The organism is Azorhizobium caulinodans ORS 571, from assembly GCF_000010525.1.
GTDB lineage: Bacteria > Pseudomonadota > Alphaproteobacteria > Rhizobiales > Xanthobacteraceae > Azorhizobium > Azorhizobium caulinodans.
Map to the genome: position 1 here is coordinate 3,044,356 of NC_009937.1, position 18,574 is coordinate 3,062,929.

Below are 18,574 nucleotides of genomic sequence, written 5' to 3' on the forward strand. Positions count from 1 at the left end.
GCCCTCTCAGCCGCCGTGGAGCAGGCGCTCGAACAGGTCTGGCGTGCCCATCTGGCCGCCCTTCAGCATCAGTTCGAGGTCGTCCAGAGCCGGGACGTCGCTGTGCACGCGGCAGAAGGCGACGCCGGGCGCGGGCGCGGAGAGATAGCTGAGGCCCCAGAGGTCCAGCGCCTGCACCGCTCGGCTGGACGTGTCGCCCCCCGCGATGCCGAGCCGCTTCACCGGCGCCTGCGCCAGCACGGCGTTGAGAAACGCCGCCGTCGCAGCCGCCACCTGCGCGGGCGGCGGGTTCGCTTCCAACGCCTCGCCCTCCGGCGCCGTGGTCCCAAGTACCGAGACGCCGGCGCGCAGATGCGCACCGATGGCCTGGGCCTGCGCGGCCACATAGCCCGGATCGTCGGCGAGCCGCGCCGCGTCGAGCTGAACCTTGCGATATGAAGCCGCCAACTCGCGCTGCCGGCGCGTGACGGGCGACAGGCTGCCCGCCAGAACGAACACCGGCCCCTCGGCCGGCCGCAGCGGGGCGGATGGCATCGGGTCGGCGCCCCAATGGGCGCAAACCGCCTGCGCGACGGAACTGGCGCCCACCGCCAGAAGCGGCTGGTGCTCGGCTGCCTGCCAGATCAGCCGCCCCACCGGGGCGAGGTCTTCTAGACCGGAAATGTCGCACAACACGGCATCGGGCGTTTCGTCGAGAAGCGCCGCGAGGCGCGCATCGAGGGAGTCTTCATCTTCGCCATAGGCCGGATGGTGCAGGCCGACCACCGTCAGCCCTTGCGCCCCCAGATGTCGGCGCAGATCGCCCTCGGTCATGGGCGTCACCGGATGCACGCGCATGGTGGGGTGGCGGTCGATCCGGAAAACCTCGCCGCCCGTGCCTGCTGCCGCGAACAGGTTGGAGAAGACGCAATAGCGCCCGATGTTCGGCTGGCCGCCGACAATCGGCCGGAAGACATTGGGAAAGGCCGGCGCCAGCACGGAGACCGCATGGCCGATGCTGCCCACCTGCGGCGCGCTGTCGAAGGTGGAGCAGCATTTGTAATGCAGCACCCGCACGCCCAGAGCCGCGAAGAAGGCCGCCACGGGCGCCAGTTCCGTTGTCATCTCGGCGGGGGCCATGGCGCGCGAGGCCCCGGCGATGCCCACCGCATCGAGAGGCCCCGCCCGCTCAAGCTGGGCGGCTGTTGGAAGGCCGCGAAACAGCAGCGTCTTCTGCCCGCGCTGGGCCAGCACGGCGAGCGTATCACTGGCCCCCGTGAAATCGTCGCCATACCAGCCGTAGCGCGGCGCCATCGGCTTCAGGCTCCAGAGCCGAAGAAGGCGAGCGCCTTGGCGAGCGCGGGAGCGCGCTGCGCCGCCTCGGGCAACCCCTCCCCGGCCATGACAGCTTCCCAAGCCTCGCGGATGCTCGCGACGCCGGCAGAAGGCCCATCGGGATGGGCCATGATGCCGCCGCCCGCCATGAAGAGCAGGTCCGCATGGCCGGTGGCGGCATAAGTGGCGGGCACGGTGCCGGCCCACTGGCCGGAGGAGAAGGCGGGCATCACCCGATCATCCTCGGAGGAAGAGAGGGGCGTCACGCAATCCCTTGCGCTCTCGATCACCTCGGCGTCTTCCTGCGCGAATTTCCCCTTGAGCCCATGCACGTGCATGTGGTCCACGCCCGCAAGGCGCCAGAGCACCTGATAGGCCTGAAAGCCGATGCCCAGCAGGGGCGCGCGGGAGAGCGCGCCATAGCCGTTGCGGTGCCCGTGCAGGGCCAGATCCGTGCTCCGCCGCAGGGTCTGGATGGCGGAGAAGCCGCACCAGTTGAGGCTCGCCATCACGCAGGTGCCGCCCTCACGGGCCACGAGGTCCGCATGGCGGCGCATGGCGTCCGTCTCATCGGTGATGTTGAAGGCCACCATCACTTTCTTGCCCGTGCGCTCGGCGTGATCGCGCACCCGCCGCATCACCGCCGGCACGCGCGCGGCCAACGGCGCGTGGGAGGGGTTGGCGCAGATCTCGTCATCCTTGATGAAATCGAGCCCCGCCGCGCACAACTGGCCGACGAGTTCGCCCGTTTCCTCGGCGGAGAGGCCGACGTTCGGCTTGATGATGGAGCCCACCAGCGGGCCAGTCTCCACGCCGGTGAGCGCACGGGTGCCGGCCAGCCCCTGCCGGGGCATGTCGAAGGCGCGGCGATAGGCGTCCGGCAAGCTCAGGCTCTCCAGCCGCAGGCCCGTCACCTCGCCGAGATCGAACAGGTTGCCCGCCGCTGTTGCCGCCAGCGTCGGCAGGTTCGCGCCCACATTCGCCACCGGAAAGGCGAGGCGGATGCGCGCGCGCCGGTAGGGACCCGCGACGCTGCGCCGGTCGAGATAGGCATTGGGCAGGCTCGGCGTGTCACTGGTGCCGAAATCGACCACCGACAGCACCTCGGCCCGCGAGCGGGCGCGCAGTTCGTCCGTCTCGCCATGCACGCGGGTGAAGGTGCCGCTGGACTGCTCGCCCGCCATCACCTGCGCCACCTTCACCGGGTCGAGCGGCGTCTCGATGAGGTAGCTGGCCTCGAAGCGCGACATCACCGCCTCACAGCGTGGAGAGATCGGGGAAGGGGCGGACGGGATCGGTGCCGTCCCAGCCCTGCGAGGCTTCGCGGATCATCTTGAACAGCTTGCCCTTCGGCCCCGCCACCTCGGAGAGCTCGATAACCGTGCCCGGATGATACTCGGTGTCGAAATAGATGAAGCGCCCCTTCTCGCCCACCTCGCCGCCCATCACCGGCTTGAAGCCCTGCGCGATGAGGCGGGCGAGGTCCGCATCGTAATTTTCCGTCCAGTAGGCGACGTGCTGGAGGCCGGTGTTCCCCGCCTGAAGGAAGTCGCGATACATGGAGGGGGTGTCGTTGCGGCACTGGATCAGCTCCATCTGCAACGGCCCGGAATTGGCGAGCGCGACGGAATTGTGTACCTCGTAGCGCTCACCGCGATAGGTGTAGTTCACGATGGGCACGCGCGGATTGTAGAACCACGGCCCGATGCCGAGCACCCGGCTCCAGTAATCCATCGCCGCTTCGATATCGTTGACCACATATCCGGCCTGCCGGATGTCGCCGAAAAACCGGCTCATGACGCACCTCTATTGATCGGAAGATTACAGGAAGCCGATGGACAGCCACGGAATGGCCGCGACCAGGACGAGGCCGACGAGCAGCGCCGCCACATAGCCCCAGATGTGCTTGAGGCCCTCGTCCGGATGGATCTTGGAAATGGCGCAGGCGCCGTAATAGCCAACGCCGAACGGTGGGGCGAAGAGGCCGATGCCCATGGCGAAGATCACCACCATCGCATAGTGCACCTCATGCACCCCCGCCGCCTTGGCGATGGGGAACAGCAGCGGGCCGAACAGTACGATGGCCGGAATGCCCTCCAGCACGCTGCCGAGGATGATGAAGGCCACGATGGAGACGGCGAGGAAGCCATAGGCGCCGCCCGGGATCCCCGCCATGGCCTGCGCCAGATTGCGGGAGAAGCCGGACTGGGTGAGGCCCCAGGCCATAGCTGTGGCGCAGCCGACGATGAAGATGATGGCGCCGGTCAGCGAGGCCGTCTCGATGAGCATCGGCTGGATGCGCCGCCAGTCGAAGCGCCGGTAGATGAGGAGGCCCGCCAGCACCGCATAGACGATGCCTATGGTGGAGACCTCGGTGGCCGTTGCCACCCCCTCCACCACCGCCGCGCGGATGACGAAGGGCAGCGCGATAGCCGGCAGAGCGACGATGGCGAGCTTGCCGATCTCCCGCCACGCCGGCTTGCGGATGTGGCTCAGATCCTCGTTACGATAACGCCGCCAGACCACGGTGCACAGGCACAGGCCGAGCACGAGGGCCGGCACCATGCCGCCGGTGAACAGCGCGGCGATGGAGACGCCCGTCACCGAGCCGATGGTGATGAGCACGATGGAGGGTGGAATGGTCTCCGTCTGCGCCCCCGTGGCGGAGAGCAGCGCCACGAGATCGCCCTCCTTCGCCCCGCGCGCCTTCATCTCCGGGAAGAGAATGGGCGCGATGGCGGCCATGTCGGCGATCTTGGAGCCGGAGATGCCCGAGACCAGATACATGGCGCCGATGAGCACATAAGAGAGGCCACCGCGCACATGGCCGAGCAGGCTCGCCAGAAAGGCGATCATGGCCTTGGCCATGCCCGTCATCTCGATGAGCGCGCCGAGGAAGATGAACAGCGGCACGGCGAGTAGGATGAGGTGGCTCATGCCCTCATCGAGCCGCCCCACCATCACCAGCATGGGCGTGCGGGTGGTGAGCGCGAGATAACCGAAGGTGGCGAGCGCGAAGGCAAAGGCAATGGGAACGCCGGCGAACACGCAGAGCGCCACCACGCCCACGAAGAAGATGATGAGATTGATCTGGCCGAGCGGCTTCAGCACCGGCCCGAGCAGATAGAAGGCCACCATCAGCCCCGCCGTGAGACCCAGAGCGATCACCACCGCTTTGAAGGACGCCGCGCGGGCGAGCCGCGCCAAGCACGCCAGCACCATGAGGCTGAGGCCGACCGGAATGGCCGCCGCCCGCCAGACATTGCTGATCTCCAGCGCCGGCGTGACGATGAAGCGCTCCTCCGAGGCATAATCCAGCGCCGGGTGCAGCACGAGGCCGAGGAAGCCCAGCGGCACGAGGATGGCGAGTGCTTCCAGCACGGCGCGGGTCTGCGGGCCGGCGAGGCCGAGGCAGCCGGTCATGCGCATGTGCTCGCCCCGGCGCAGCGCCACCACCGCGCCGAGCATGGAGAGCCACAGGAAGAGGATGGAGGCGAGTTCATCGGACCAGACGAGGGGCGCGTGGAAGACGTAGCGCGCCACGACGCCCGCGAACAGGACGCCCACCTCCACGAGGACGATGGCCGCCGCCACATGCTCGATGAGGCCGAAGAAGGCCGCGTCCAGCCGCCCGAAGCCGGACGCAGCCGACCGGGCGGCTGCCGCGTTCTCGGCAGCCGTTGGGGACAAGGAGCCGGACATGGCGCCTCCGATCAAACGTCAGGTCAAAGGGAACTCAGGCGAGCTTGCCGACGGCGCCTTCCAGAAGGCCCCACACCTCGTCTCCGAAGCGGCCCTTCCACTCAACATAGAAGCCGCTGTCCCGCAGCTTGGCGCGGAAGCTGTCGGGGTTCGTGCTGTTGAAGGCGAGGCCGTTCTTCTCAAGGTCCGCCTGCACGCCCTCGTTCAGCTTCTTGATGTCGGCGCGCTGGGACAGGCCCGCATCATTGATGGCGGTGGCGATGATCTTCTGGAAGTTCTCCGGGATCTCGCGCCAGGCCCGGCCGTTGGCGATGAACCAGTAGCCATCCCAGATGTGATTGGTGAGCGAGGCGTACTTCTGCACCTCATAGAGCTTCGCCACCTGGATGATGGGCAGCGGATTTTCCTGCGCATCCACGATCTTGGTCTGGAGCGCGGAATAGACTTCCGAGAACTGAAGGCTGGCGGGCGAAGCGCCGAGCGCCTTGAACATGGAAACCGACAGCGGGCTGACCGGCACGCGGATCTTCAGGCCGTCCATGTCCTTGGCGGTCTGGATGGGCGCCTTGGAGGAGGTCATCTGGCGGAAGCCATTGTCCCACATCTTCTCGAAGGCGTAGAGGCCGACCTTGGAGATGGCGCCGCGCACATGGGCGCCGAGCGCGCCGTCCATGGCCTTCCACACCTGATCGTAATCGGCGAAGGCAAAGCCCACCGCATTGATGGCGGCGGAGGGCACGAGCGTCGCGATGACGAGCGCGGACGGGGTGAAGAAGGTGACGCCGCCGGAGCGCACCTGCGCCAGCATGTCGGTGTCGCCGCCGAGCTGGTTGTTAGGGAAGATCTGGATCGTCACCTGCCCCTTGGTCTCGGTCTCCACGCGCTTGGCGAATTCCTGCGCGCGGATGTTAAGCGGGTGCGTCATGGGCAGGTTGTTGGCGTATTTAAGCTCATACTCCGCCGCCCGCGCGAGGCCCGGCATTCCCATGAGACCGGCTGCGGAAGCAGCACCGGCGGCGGCAACGAACTGGCGGCGCGACAGCGTCAGCATGGCATCCTCCCTTGATGTTTTTTGATGTATCTTTCTTGATCCTGAGAGAGGATAAAAACCTGAACCGCGCCCGGCAATTTCAAATAATGATGTAATTTGATGTCTTCCGATGTGTCCGCATCAGATCGCTCCATCCACGCCCGCTTGCCGGATGTGGCGCGCCGCGCCGGCGTTTCCACGGCGACGGTGGACCGCGTCCTCAACAAGCGGCCGGGGGTGCGGCCCGTCACCATCCAAAGGGTGCTGAAGGCGGCGGCCGAGCTCAACTACATCCTCGAAAGCGATTTCGCCCCGCCCGTCGCGCCGCTGCGGCTCGTCATCCTGCTGCCAGCGGGCACCAACCGCTTCCTCGGACTGCTCGGCCGGCTCATCGCATCAAGTTCTGCCACGCTCGCGGAGCGGCAGATCCAGGCGCGGGTCGAATATATCAAGAGCTTCAATCCGGAGCTTCTGGCCCGCGCCCTGCTCCAGCACGGCAAGAGCGCGGATGGGATCGCCTTCATGGCGCTGGAGCACCCGGCGGTGCGCGAGGCGGTGAACACGCTTGCCGCCCGTGGCGTGCCCACCGTCACGCTCATTTCCGATATTGCCGGCACGCGCCGCGTGGCGAGCGTCGGTCTCGACAACCGCTCGGCGGGGCGCACGGCGGGCTATCTCATCGCCCGCTTCATCGGCGCGCGTAAGGCCAAGGTGGCGATGATCGCCGGCTCCCTCTCCTATCGCGCCCATGAGGAGCGCGAGATGGGCTTTCTGCACCTGTTCGAGGAGATGTTCCCGCAGATCGAGGTGGTCGGCCTGCGCGAGGGGCAGGACGACGAGGCGCAGAATTACCGCCAGACCCGGCAGTTCCTGGCCCAACACCCCGATCTCGCCGGCCTCTACAACATCGGCGGCGGCGCGGCCGGCGTCGGCAAGGCGCTGCGGGAGATGCGCCGCTCGGACGTGGTGTTCGTCGGCCACGGCCTCACCCCGGATACACGTGCGCTGCTGCTCGACGGCACCATGGATGCGGTCATCACGCAGAATCCGGAGAACGCCATCCAGAGCGTGATTGGCGTCTTCTCCAACCTGCGGGCCGGACGGGAGGCGACAGACGGCATCGTTACGCCCCGCATCGAGATCGTGCTGCGGGAAAACCTGCCTTAAGCGCCTTTCCGATTGGTCCGGTGCAGGAGAGCCCCATTGGACCTATCAGCGATCCATTTTCGCGATCATCTTCCGCGCCGCTTGTTCCCGCGCCATCGCGCGCGCCCAGTCCGGTGCTCCTCATGACCTCGCCTGCCTCCCCCTTCCACGGTCTCTCCGCTTTCCCAATCACCCCTTCGGACACGCAGGGGCGCGTGGACACGGCAGCGCTGGAGATCCTTCTGACGCGCCTCGTGGCGGCCGGGGTCGATTCCATCGGCCTTCTCGGCAGCACCGGCACCTATGCCTATCTCTCCCGGACCGAGCGGCGGCGGGCGGTCGAGGCGGCTTCCGCGCTCGTGGCCAAGCGCATCCCGCTCGTGGTGGGCATCGGCGCCCTGCGCACCGACGAGGCCGTGGATCTGGCACGCGACGCGGCCGAAGCGGGCGCTGATGGCCTGCTGCTCGCCCCCGTGTCCTATACGCCGCTCACAGAGGATGAGGTGTTCGCCCACTTCGCCGCCGTGGCAGCGGCAACCGACCTGTCGCTGTGCATCTACAACAATCCCGGCACCACCCACTTCACCTTCACGCCCGCCCTCATTGGCCGTCTCGCCGGCCTGCCGAACGTGGTGGCACTGAAGAACCCCGCCGCCGCGCCGGTGGACGCACCGACCCTGCACGCGAACCTGCGCGCCGCCGTGCCGGAGGCCTTCGCCATCGGCTATAGCGCCGACTGGAACGTGACCGAGGCCATCCTCGCCGGCGGGCAGGCTTGGTACAGCGTCTGCGGCGGCCTGCTGCCGGAGCCGACGCAGAAGCTGATGCGCGCCGCGCAGGCCCATGACATCGCGCAGGTGGGAATGTGGAAGGCGCGCTTCGAGCCGCTCTGGGCGCTGTTCCGGGAGCTGACCAGCCTGCGCGTCATCTATGCGGCAGCGGACATTCTGGGGCTGTCAACGGCGCTGCCGCCCCGCCCCATCCTCCCGCTTGCGCCCACGCATCATCCGCGCATCGCGGCGGCGCTGGAGCCTTTGCTCCAGCCCGCCTGAGAGCCCGTTCAGGCGAGCTTTGGCCAGTTGGTGATCGGCCCGCGCCAGCCCTCATAAAGATGGGCTATGCGCAGCACCGCGTGGTCCGCAAAACGCGGTCCGACAATCTGGAGGCCGATGGGCATGCCCGCTTGGGTGAAGCCGCAGTTGATGGAGATGGCCGGCTGCTCGGACATGTTCCAGGGCACCGTGAAGCAGATGTGCTCGAAGGGCTTGGCCGGATCATTGACGGGGGAAGCCCATTCGGCGGGGAAGGCCGAGACATTGTTGGTGGGCGTTAGCAGATAATCGAGGCCGTGGAAGAGCGTGGCGCAGGCCTGGCGCATCTTCATGGTCTGGTTGAAGCCCCGCACCGCGCGCGGGCCGTCCACATGGGCGCCGCCCGCCGCCCAGTCCACGATATAGGGCAGCACCTTGGCCCGCTTCTCCGGCGGCAGCGCACTGATGTCATCCCACGAGCGGGCGCGCCAGAAATCATCGAGCCCATCCAGCATCGCGCGGGTGAGGACGCCCGGCGCGGGCACGATCTCCGCGCCCTCCGCCTCGAAGCGCCGCGCTGCCGCTTCCACGGCCTTGCGCACCTCGTCCTCCACGTCCATGCCGCAGCCGGCCTCCAGCATGAGGCCAATGCGCAGGCCTTTCACGCTCATGCCCTCAAGGTCCATCCAGTCGATGTCCTCGGGTGGCAGGCTCGTGGCATCGCGCCAGTCGGGCTTGGCGAGGAACTGCATCATCAGCGCGCTCTCGGCCACCGTGCGCGTCATGGGGCCGGCGCAGCGGCCGACATAATAGGGGTCGATGGGAATGCGCCCCAGGCTCGGCTTGAAGCCGACTAGGCCACACCAGCCGGCCGGCAGGCGCACGGAACCGCCAATGTCCGTGCCAACATGCAGCGGCCCATAGCCCGCCGCCCCTGCCGCCGCAGCCCCGGCGCTGGAGCCGCCCGGGTTGCAGGCGAGGTTCCAGGGATTGCGGGCCAGCGTGTGGAAGCTGGAGAGGCCGGAGGAGAGCATGCCGTAATCCGGCACGGTGGTCTTGGCGAGGAGGATCGCCCCCGCTTCCTTCATGCGCGCGGCGGGCGGCGCATCGGCGGTGGCGGGCACGAGATCGGTGGCGGCGGTGCCGAGCGGCACCGGCAGCCCTTCCGTCGCGATGAGTTCCTTCAGCGTGACAGGCACGCCATCGAGCGGCCCGTTGGGCGCGCTCTTCGCCCAGCGCGCCGTTGAGGCGGCAGCTTCCGCGCGCACCCGCTCGGGCTCGAAGGCATAGAGCGCGCCGAGCTTGGGCTCGCTCGCCGCCACATAGGGCAGCAAGGCGTCGAAATATTCGCTGGGCGAAAGCCTGCGGGCGCGGAAGGCAGCGACGAGTTCGAGGGCGGAAAGGTCCAGAGGGGACGACATGCAACAACGCTCCTGAGGCGCGCCGGACGGCCGCTTAGGGGACAAGAGAAGGGGAAAGGTCTTCGGCGTGATGGCAGGCGCTGGCGCGCCCATCCGCGATCGCGCGCAGCGGCGGCGCCTCCGCCGCGCAGCGCTCCGTGGCGCGGGGACAGCGCGGCAGGAAGGCACAGCCCTGCCCCGCGACGGCCGACACCTTGGGTACGACCGGCGGGCTCGGCCGACGCGGCCCGCACCCGATCTGGTCGAGGCTCGGTTCGGCGGCGATCAGCAATTGCGTATAGGGATGGAGCGGCTGGTCGAACACCGCGCGCGCCGGCCCCCGCTCGACAATGCGGCCGCGATACATCACCGCCACATGGTCGGCCACGCAATCGATGACCGCCAGATTGTGGGAGATGAACAGCACCGTGATGCCGCGCCTGTCCCGCAGCGCGCGCAGGAGGTTCAGCACCTGCGCCTGCACGGACAAATCGAGCGCCGAAACGGCCTCGTCCGCCACAACCAGCTTGGGTTCCGTGATCAGGGCGCGGGCGATGGCGATGCGCTGGCGCTGGCCGCCGGAGAATTCGTGCGGAAAGCGGGTGGCGTCCGCCGCCTTGAGGCCGACGCTTTCCAGCGCCCGTCCCACCAGCTCCGTCCGTGCCTTGCCGCGCGGCGCGCCGGGCATCACGTGCAGCGGCTCGGCAATGGTGCGCCCGATGCGGCTCCGCGGATCCAGCGAGCCATAGGGATCCTGAAACACCATCTGAAAATCCCGCCGCCGCGCGGCCAGACGTGCCGGCGGCAGCAGGAACAGGTCGTCACCGTCGAACAGCACATTCCCTGAGGTGGGGCGGTCTAGCGCCATGACGATGCGGGCGAGCGTGGACTTGCCGCAGCCGCTCTCCCCCACGATGCCGAAGATGCTGCCCTTCGGCACCTGAAGGTCGATGCTATCCAGCGCCCTCACGGTGGCCCGGCGGCCGAACAGGGGGGCCGGCCCGGCAGGATAGTCACGGATGAGGTTGCACACCTCCAAGAGGGCCGGCGCGCTCATGCCGCCACCTTGCCCGCATGGATGCAGCGGATGCCGGCATCGGGTTCGCCAGCCCACACGGGCTCCGCCGCCCGGCAGCCGTCGTCCGCGCGGGCGCAGCGATTGGCGAAGCGGCAACCCGGCGGCAGAGCGGCGAGCGATGGCACCGTGCCGGGAATGGTCGGCAGATCCCCGCTCCTCCCGCCGCCCCGGCGGGGCATCGCTGCCAGAAGGCCCTGCGTATAGGGATGGCGCGGGTGGCGCAGCACATCCCCAGTCGGTCCCGCCTCCATGCGGGTGCCCGCATACATGACCAGTGTCTCGTCCGCGATACGGCCGACCACGCCCAGATCATGGCTGACGAGGATGAGCGCGACGCCCAAGTCGCGCACCATCTCGTCGAAGATGTCGAGGATTTCCGCCTGCACGGTCACATCGAGCGCCGTCGTCGGCTCGTCAGCGATCAGCAGGCCCGGCCGCATGGCAAGCGCGATGGCGATGCCCACCCGCTGGCGCTGGCCGCCGGACATTTCGTGGGGATAGGTGTCGAGCCTGCGCGCCGCATCCGGGATGCGCACGCGCTCCAGCCATTCCAGTGCCTCCCGCCGGGCCTCGGCGCGGGAAATATGGCGGTGCCAGAGGATGCCTTCGGAGATCTGGTCGCCGATGCGCTGCGCGGGATTGAGCGCCGTCATGGGCTCCTGAAAGATCATGCCGATGCGCCGCCCGCGCACCGCGCACATCTGCGCCTCGGTGAGGGCGAGCAGGTTGTCGCCATCGAGCCTGATCTGCCCGCCCGCCCGCATGGGGCCGGGCAGAAGGCCGATGATGGCCTTGAGCAGCATGGACTTGCCCGAGCCGGATTCGCCCACGATGCCCAGCGTGCGGCCCCGCTCCAGCGCGAAGGACACGTCATTCACCACCCGCAGCCGACCGCCGTCCGGCCGGGTGAGATCAATGGAGAGATCGCGCACCTCCAGCATCAGCCGCCGAGCCTCCGGCGCGGGTCGATGAGGTCGCGCAGGCCATCCCCCAGCAGGTTGAAGCCCAGCACGCTGAGCGCGATGGCGATGCCCGGCACTAGCGCGAGGTGCGGGGCCGCCGAGAGATAGGTCTGTGCGTCCGCCAGCATCCGCCCCCACGAGGGCGCCGGCGGCGCGATGCCGAGGCCGAGGAAGCTCAGGCCCGCCTCGGTGAGAATGGCGAGGCCAAGCTGGATGGTGGCCTGTACGATGATCTGGCTGGCGATGTTGGGCAGCACATGCTCCAGCGTGATGCGCGCCGGCCCCTTCCCCGCTGCCCGCGCCGCCAGAACATAATCGCGCGCCCACACCTGCGCCGCGGCCCCGCGCGTGACGCGGGCAAACACCGGAACCATGAACACGCCGATGGCGATGACGGCGGTGACAGCCCCCGGCCCCATCAGCGCGCCGAGCACGATGGCGGAGAGCACGGCGGGAAAGGCAAAGAGAATGTCGCACAGGCGCATGATGGCGCCCTCCAAAAGCCCGCCCCGCGCCGCCGCAGAAACACCCAGAAGCGTGCCAAGGCTCGCGCCCACAGCCACCGCCAGCACGCCGATGGAGAGAGAGTTCCAGGCCCCCACCATGAGCATGGAGGTGAGATCCCGGCCGAAATGGTCCGTGCCCAGAAGCCCCTGCACCAGCGGCCCTTTGAGCTTCAGCGCGAAGCGCATCCGCGTCGGCGCCTCCGGCGTCCAGAATTGGGAGAGGATGGCAATGCCGACGATGGCAGCGGTGAGAACGGCGCCCACCAGAAGCTGCATCCGCCCGGCGATCCGACGCAGGAGAGGCGCGCTCATCCCCGCCCCCGGAGGCGCGGATCGAGGGCGAGATAGGCCATGTCCACGAGAAAGTTCACCACCACCACGAGCCCGGCGAACAAGAGCACCACATCGCGGATCACCAGCAGGTCTCGCTGGGCGAGGGCCTGAAAGGCGAGCCGCCCGAGGCCGGGGAGCACGAACACATTCTCCACCAGCACCGCCCCGGCGATGAGGAAAGAGAATTGCAGGCCGAGGATCGTCACCACTGGCACCAGTGCATTGGGCACCACATGCCGCCACAGCGCCGCCCGGCGGGTGAGACCTTTGGCGCGGGCGGTGGCGACGAAATCCTCATTCAGCACATCGAGCACGGCGGAGCGGGTGACGCGGGCAAGGATGGCGGACTGCGGAAGCGCCAGAGCAATGGCCGGCAGGAGCAGCGCCTTTAAGCCGGCTCCTATGCCCGCGCTCCAGCCGGGAAAGCCGCCGGCGGGGAACCAGCCGAGCTGCGTGGAGAAGAGCAGGATGAGCAGAAGGCCGATCCAGAAATTCGGCACCGCTACGCACACCTGCGCAAACAGGCTCGCGCCATAATCCACCGCCGAGCCGCTGCGCGCCGCCGCGATCACGCCCAGCGGCAGCGCGATGAGGGTGGAGAACGCGATGGCCATCAGCGCCAAGGGCACCGTCACCGCCAGCCGCTCTGCGATGAGACCGGCCACCGGCACGCCATAGGTAAAGGAGGTGCCGAAATCGCCACGGGCCATGCCGACCATCCAGGCGAGGTAACGCACCACGGCCGGCTGATCGAGCCCCATGCTCTGGCGCAGGGCCGCTAGCGTATCGGGCCGCGCGGAGGTCCCGAGCTGAATGGCCGCCGGATCGCCCGGCAGTACATCCATGATGAGGAAGATGGCCGCCGACATGACTGCCAGCGTCAGCACCAGCCCGAGAAAGCGTCGCACGGCGAAAGCCAGCATGGAGCGCGCCTCAGCTCGCGTGCACCGGGCCGGGCTCAGTCACGCCAGCGCACCTCGGTCAGGTCATTGGAGGGCACGGGCTCGCTCTCCCACATGCCCTCCACCTTGGCGCTCCAGACACCGAGCTTGGGCATGACGAACAGGAACAGCGCCGGAACCTCCTCAGCAAGGATGCGCTGGGCCTCGCCAATGGCCTTGGTGCGAGCGGCGTCGTCCGTTGCCGTAGCGGCGGCCGTGTAGGCCGCGTTGAATTTTGGACTGTTGTAATTGAAGTAATAATTGGGGCGCGCGTAGATATCGATGTCGAGTGGCTCCGCATGGGTCATGACAGTCATGTCATAGGCCTTGTCCTTGAAGACCTCCTGCACCCATTTGGCCGGAAATTCCGTGGGCTCGATCTTCACCGTCACACCCACATCCGCCAGCATGGCCTGAAGCACTTCCCCCGAGCGCGACAGATAGGCCATCTGCGGCGTCTTCAGAGTGAAGGTGAAGCCGTTCGGATAGCCCGCCTGCGCCAGCAGCGCCTTGGCCTTGGCGGGATCATAGGGCAGCACACCCGTCGTATCGACAAAACCGGGATCGTTCGGCGTGTAGTGGCTGCCGATGGGCGTGCCGAAACCGGACCACGCGCCCTCCACCAGCGCCTTGCGATCCACCGCCATCATCAGCGCCTTGCGCACCCGCACATCGTTGAAGGGCTTGCGGGCATTGTTCATGCCCGCCACCATCTTCAGCTCGGTGTTGCCCACGACGGTGCTGAATTTCTTGTCCTTCTGGAAATCCGTATAGATTTCCGGCGCGCTGAACTCGGGGAAGGCGTCCACATCCCCGGCCCGCAGCGCCGCCGCCTGCGCCTGCGGATCGGCGAGGAAGCGGAAGGTCACCTGCGCCAGAGCCGGCGCGTGGGCCTTGTCCCAATAATCGGCGAAACGCTCCAGTTCCACCCGGTCACCCTTGGCCCAGGCCTTGAACCGGAAGGGCCCGGTGCCCACGGGCGTCGTACGGTTGGCGTCCGCGGAATTCGACGCGACCATCACCGCCGCGGGCATTCCGAGACGATAGGTCAGATCGCTGACCGGCCGCTTGAGGGTGACCACCAGCGTCTTCGCATCCGGCGCGTCCACGGATGCGATCGGCTCGAAATAGGGCTTCTGGGGATTGGTCGAATCCGCGCCGCGCGCCCGGTCAAGGCTGAACTTGGCAGCGGCGGCGTTGAAGGGCGTGCCGTCGTGGAAGGCCACGCCATCCCGTAAGGTAAAGGTGTAGACGAGGCCGTCGGGCGATACCGTCCAGCCCGACGCGAGTTGCGGCTGGACCTTGCCGTGGCGGTCCACGCGGGTCAGGCCCTGATAGACATTCTGCCAGGTGACCTGCCCGATGGACACGGGCGCTGCCACCGTCGGATCAAGGCCGGTGGGCTCGACGGGCATGCCCACGACCAGTCGGTCCTTCGCCGCCTGGGCGGTGCCGCCCAGCCCCAACACAGCGGCAGCGACCAGCAGCCCCCGACCCAGCCGCGCCGCGTGAAATCCTGTCCGCCTGCCCGTCCGGGATGCCATCGCCATTCCTCACCAACCCTGAATGCCCATCGACTCGGCACAACGCCGGACTGCCTAGAAACACTGCAAGCCGGCACGGCCATCGTCAACGACCTTCGGAAGACCGCCCAACATCACGGAGGCATGGAGGCTGATCGGAGGCTCATGATACCCCCCGAGGGACGGAACTGAGAAATGCGCCGTAAGATCGGCCCTCGACCGATCGGCCAACAAAAAACCACGCCCCCTTGCGGGAGCGTGGTCGAAGGGCGCCGGCAGTTACGCGCCGGCCAGTGTGGAAAATACCCACCACACCTGTTCCCGGCCGTTGACCCTCACCCGGCGGCGTCTGGCCCGCGATTGCGGAGCCGTCAGCCGCCGGAGCGGATCTCAACGGAAGAGGGTCATGATGTTGGAGGTCGAGTTGTTCGCGATGGAGAGCGACTGCACCGCCAGCTGCTGCTGGGTCTGCAGGGCCTTCAGCTTCGTGGACTCTTCTTCCATGTTGGCATCGACCAGCGAGCCGATCGACGACGTGTTGATGTCGATCAGGGACTGGGCGAAGTTCTGCTGCGAGGTCAGGCGGGTCTGGGTGGTGCCCAGAGCCGTCGAACCGGCCTGCAGGCCGTCGATCGTGGCGGACACGATCTTCATGTAGGAGGAGAGCTTCGCCAGGTCGACATCGCTGCTGGTGAGCGAGGAGATGTCGATGTTGGCGATGGACGCCGTGAACGCCGCGACCGTGGTGCCGTTGACGGTACCGCTGATCGAGTAGGTGGTGTCCATGAAGCCCTTGAGCTGGCCGGCGCCAGTGCCGACGGCGACGGTGAGGGCACCGGTGCCGGAGGACGCGCTGGTGGCAACCGCAGTCACGGCCGTGTCGATCGTGGAGCTGGTGCCCGTCGCCGTACCGTTGGTCTTCGCGTCATAGACGGCGAAGGCGCCGGTATCGAGCGTGGTGGTGCCGACCGTCACGACGCCGCTGGCGCGCGAGAAGTTGGCGAGCAGGCTCTTGTTGGCGTTGAAGCCCGTGGCCGAACTGTCGACCGAGAGCCAGTTGGCGCCGTTCACCACCGCCGAGGAAGCCGCCGACGAGATGTCGGAGACGGCGTTGGCGATGTTCTTCTGCAGGGAGGTGCGATCAGCCGTGGAGGACTGGGCGCTGACCAGGGCCTGCTTGATGGTGTTCAGGCTGTTCATGATCTGGGTGAGACCGGTATTGGTGGTCTTCACCGAGGACATGTCGAGGTTGATGGCATCCTTCACCGCGCCGAGCGCGCCGTTGTCCGACGTCAGGGTGGTGGAGATGTTCCAGTAGGCGGCGCCGTCAGCGGCAGAATTGATCTTCTTGCCGGTGGAGACGCGGTCGTTGGTGGTGTTGAGGCTATCGTTGATGGAGCGCAGGGTCGCGAGAGCAACGCTGGCGGCATTGTTGGTGATGATGCTGGTCATGACTGATGTCCCATCATTGGAAAGAGCGATGATGTCGGGACATACCGGGCTGATACCGGCAATGGCAGGGCGGCTTCATGCCTTTGATCGAAGGTCCGCCAGTGGCGCACCGGCTCTTCTTGGAAGAGCAATCAACCTGTCATTACCTGATCATCATAACCAGCAAGCTTGCGCGAGGCTAGTACCTCCGCGGAGGAAAATTCGCCGCAGGCCGAATACGGTGCGGGACCCAGCACTTGCCTTTCGACATATCATCAGTCGGACTGAATTTACTGTCACGCCGACTTGCCCGGCGCTGGCCACATCCGTCCGCCGCATCTCAGGTCCGGAATAATGATCATCTACTCATTCCACGATATGGTCCGATCCGGACCGGACCACGCGCCGTCCCGGCCTGCGAGACCTTTGGCGTGAAATGTCCGCATTTGGGCCGTACGGGACATTGGCGGCAATGCTAAAGGGGCTAAGATCCATCACGCTTCCCCAACGAGGATTGCCGAAAATGTCCGATCCCGCCGCCCTTCTGGTCATCGATGCGCAGGAGTCCTTCCGCCACCGCCCCTATTTCCGCGCCGATGAGCTGGATGCCTATATGTCCCGCCAGCAGGCGCTGATCGACGGGGCACAAGCCGCGGGCCTGCCCGTCATCCAGATCTTCCACGTGGAAGACACGGGTCCCTTCTCCGAGGCCTCCGGCTTTGTCACGGCCCTCGATCCGCTGCGCGTGGAGGCGAGCGCCGTCTTCCGCAAGCGCCGCCACAGCGCGCTGGTGGGCACCGGCCTCGATGTCTGGCTGACGAGCCACGGCATCCGGCGGATCATCGTCTCCGGCATCCGCACCGAGCAGTGCTGCGAGACCACCACGCGTCATGCTTCCGACCTCGGCTATGCGGTGGACTACGTCACCGAGGCCACCCTCACCTTCCCCATGACCGACCGCACCGGCCGGGACTGGAGCGCGGCCGACATCCGCGCCCGCACCGAGCTCGTGCTCGATGGACGCTTCGCGCGGATCGCCAGCGTTGCGGAGGCTCTCTCCGGCCGCGCGTCGCGGCAGGCGGCATGAGCACCCGGCGCCCCGCACGGATCATTCCGGTCCTCGCGGTGGTGCCGCCGCGGGCGCTCCTGCTCGACCTTGCGGGCCCCATCGAAGTCCTGCGCCAGGCCAATCAGGCGCAGGACGACGTGCGGTTCGACGTGACGTACGTGGGTCCGTCGGAACAGGTGCACAGCTCCATCGGGCTGCCGCTCGCCGGCATTCGTCCCCTGCCCCGCTCGGTGCCGGACGGCGCGCTCGTCCTCGTCTCTGGGGCCGTGGAGACGCCGCTCGGCTCTCCATCCTCGACGGCAGCACAGGACGAGGCGGACGCAGCGTCCATCGTCGAGTGGCTGCGCACGGCCATCCGCCCGCAGGTGCGTCTCGCCACCATCTGCTCGGGCGCGCTGCTGGCTGCCCGCGCCGGGCTTTTGGATGGCTATGACTGCACCACCCATTTCGGAACGCTGGCACAGCTCGCCGCCCTCGCCCCACACGCCCGTGTCCGGGAGAACCGACTCTATGTGGAAGATCGCGGCCGCCTGACCAGCGCCGGCGTCACCGCCGGCATCGATCTCATGCTCGCCTTCGTGGCGCGCGAGGTGGGCCACGCGACGGCCGTCGCCGCGGCCCGCATGCTGGTGGTCTATCTGCGGCGCGGCGGCGGCGACCCGCAGTTGTCTCCCTGGCTCGAGGGACGCAACCATATCCATCCGGCCATCCATAGAGCGCAGGATGCGGTGGGTGCCGATCCCGCTCGCGACTGGTCCGTCGAGGCGATGGCCGACGTGGCCGGCACCAGCCCGCGCAACCTCTCGCGCCTGTTCAACGAACATGCGGGCATGAGCGTCACGGAATATGTGAACCGCATGCGCATTGCGCTCGCCCACGACATGGTGGTGCATTCGCGTCTCGACATGGACGCCATCGCCGAAAGCTCCGGCTTTTCCTCTGCCCGCCAGTTCCGCCGCGCGTGGAACCGCCTGCAGGCCGTACCTCCGGGCCAGTTGCGCGCCCAGCTCGCGCAGGGCTGATACGGCCGGTGAGCCGGGCCTCAGCACATCCTGGGACAGCCGAACGTGCGGCACAGCCATCACATGCCCGCAAAACGTGTGGCGAC

The 18,574-nt window shown here is 67.6% G+C and carries 16 protein-coding genes; 4 read left to right on the forward strand and 12 right to left on the reverse strand.

Translation table 11 applies throughout. The annotated features are described in order from the left end of the window. Nucleotides 1-6: 6 nt before the first annotated feature. The 5 genes from AZC_RS13895 to AZC_RS13915 are packed head-to-tail and all read right to left on the reverse strand — an operon-like array spanning nucleotide 7 to nucleotide 6,067. Entirely contained in the window at nucleotides 7-1,293 is a 1,287-nt protein-coding gene (locus tag AZC_RS13895) for a four-carbon acid sugar kinase family protein (RefSeq protein ID WP_012171210.1), read from the reverse strand. Between the two features lie 5 nt (nucleotides 1,294-1,298). Then, nucleotides 1,299-2,564: a ribulose-bisphosphate carboxylase large subunit family protein gene (locus AZC_RS13900; RefSeq protein ID WP_043879369.1), complete on the reverse strand. Its 1,266-nt coding sequence runs from the start codon at nucleotides 2,562-2,564 to the stop codon at nucleotides 1,299-1,301. A 7-nt stretch (nucleotides 2,565-2,571) separates the two neighbouring features. After that, nucleotides 2,572-3,111 carry a VOC family protein gene (locus AZC_RS13905; RefSeq protein ID WP_012171212.1) on the reverse strand — a complete coding sequence of 180 codons (540 nt, stop codon included), beginning with the start codon at nucleotides 3,109-3,111 and terminating at the stop codon, nucleotides 2,572-2,574. Nucleotides 3,112-3,135: 24 nt separating this feature from the next. Continuing rightward, nucleotides 3,136-5,016, reverse strand: a complete 1,881-nt coding sequence (locus AZC_RS13910; protein ID WP_043879370.1) for a TRAP transporter large permease subunit — start codon at nucleotides 5,014-5,016, stop codon at nucleotides 3,136-3,138. Nucleotides 5,017-5,050: 34 nt separating this feature from the next. Next, nucleotides 5,051-6,067, reverse strand: coding sequence for a TRAP transporter substrate-binding protein (locus tag AZC_RS13915; RefSeq protein WP_012171214.1), 1,017 nt, complete (start codon nucleotides 6,065-6,067; stop codon nucleotides 5,051-5,053). Nucleotides 6,068-6,166: 99 nt separating this feature from the next. Here AZC_RS13915 and AZC_RS13920 point away from each other — a divergent pair, with 99 nt between their 5' ends. Both AZC_RS13920 and AZC_RS13925 read left to right on the forward strand, forming a co-directional pair. After that, a complete protein-coding gene (locus AZC_RS13920) occupies nucleotides 6,167-7,213 on the forward strand; it encodes a LacI family DNA-binding transcriptional regulator (protein ID WP_043879371.1) in 1,047 nt (348 codons plus the stop codon). Between the two features lie 122 nt (nucleotides 7,214-7,335). Beyond that, nucleotides 7,336-8,244, forward strand: coding sequence for a dihydrodipicolinate synthase family protein (locus AZC_RS13925; protein ID WP_043879372.1), 909 nt, complete (start codon nucleotides 7,336-7,338; stop codon nucleotides 8,242-8,244). Nucleotides 8,245-8,252: 8 nt separating this feature from the next. Here AZC_RS13925 and AZC_RS13930 read toward each other — a convergent pair whose 3' ends face one another. The 7 genes from AZC_RS13930 to AZC_RS13960 all read right to left on the reverse strand — a co-directional run bounded on the left by AZC_RS13930 (nucleotide 8,253) and on the right by AZC_RS13960 (nucleotide 16,418). Further along, nucleotides 8,253-9,644 (reverse strand): amidase, encoded by a 1,392-nt coding sequence (locus tag AZC_RS13930; RefSeq protein ID WP_012171217.1) that lies wholly within the window; start codon nucleotides 9,642-9,644, stop codon nucleotides 8,253-8,255. A gap of 34 nt (nucleotides 9,645-9,678) precedes the next feature. Next, complete coding sequence (locus AZC_RS13935) at nucleotides 9,679-10,680, reverse strand: oligopeptide/dipeptide ABC transporter ATP-binding protein (protein WP_012171218.1); 1,002 nt, start codon at nucleotides 10,678-10,680, stop codon at nucleotides 9,679-9,681. Next, nucleotides 10,677-11,642, reverse strand: a complete 966-nt coding sequence (locus AZC_RS13940) for an ABC transporter ATP-binding protein (protein ID WP_012171219.1) — start codon at nucleotides 11,640-11,642, stop codon at nucleotides 10,677-10,679. The genes AZC_RS13935 and AZC_RS13940 overlap by 4 nt, the downstream gene beginning before the upstream one ends. Continuing rightward, complete coding sequence (locus AZC_RS13945; RefSeq protein ID WP_012171220.1) at nucleotides 11,642-12,481, reverse strand: ABC transporter permease; 840 nt, start codon at nucleotides 12,479-12,481, stop codon at nucleotides 11,642-11,644. The genes AZC_RS13940 and AZC_RS13945 overlap by 1 nt, the downstream gene beginning before the upstream one ends. Continuing rightward, nucleotides 12,478-13,425, reverse strand: coding sequence for an ABC transporter permease (locus AZC_RS13950; protein WP_012171221.1), 948 nt, complete (start codon nucleotides 13,423-13,425; stop codon nucleotides 12,478-12,480). Before AZC_RS13950 ends, AZC_RS13945 begins: the two co-directional genes overlap by 4 nt. Before the next feature lie 35 nt (nucleotides 13,426-13,460). Then, nucleotides 13,461-14,993, reverse strand: a complete 1,533-nt coding sequence (locus AZC_RS13955) for an ABC transporter substrate-binding protein (RefSeq protein ID WP_012171222.1) — start codon at nucleotides 14,991-14,993, stop codon at nucleotides 13,461-13,463. A gap of 363 nt (nucleotides 14,994-15,356) precedes the next feature. Further along, on the reverse strand, nucleotides 15,357-16,418 hold the full coding sequence (locus AZC_RS13960) for a flagellin (RefSeq protein WP_012171223.1): 1,062 nt from the start codon (nucleotides 16,416-16,418) through the stop codon (nucleotides 15,357-15,359). A gap of 502 nt (nucleotides 16,419-16,920) precedes the next feature. Here AZC_RS13960 and AZC_RS13965 point away from each other — a divergent pair. Both AZC_RS13965 and AZC_RS13970 read left to right on the forward strand, forming a co-directional pair. Further along, complete coding sequence (locus AZC_RS13965) at nucleotides 16,921-17,484, forward strand: isochorismatase family protein (RefSeq protein ID WP_043879373.1); 564 nt, start codon at nucleotides 16,921-16,923, stop codon at nucleotides 17,482-17,484. After that, complete coding sequence (locus AZC_RS13970; protein ID WP_012171225.1) at nucleotides 17,481-18,488, forward strand: GlxA family transcriptional regulator; 1,008 nt, start codon at nucleotides 17,481-17,483, stop codon at nucleotides 18,486-18,488. The genes AZC_RS13965 and AZC_RS13970 overlap by 4 nt, the downstream gene beginning before the upstream one ends. Nucleotides 18,489-18,574 lie beyond the last annotated feature (86 nt).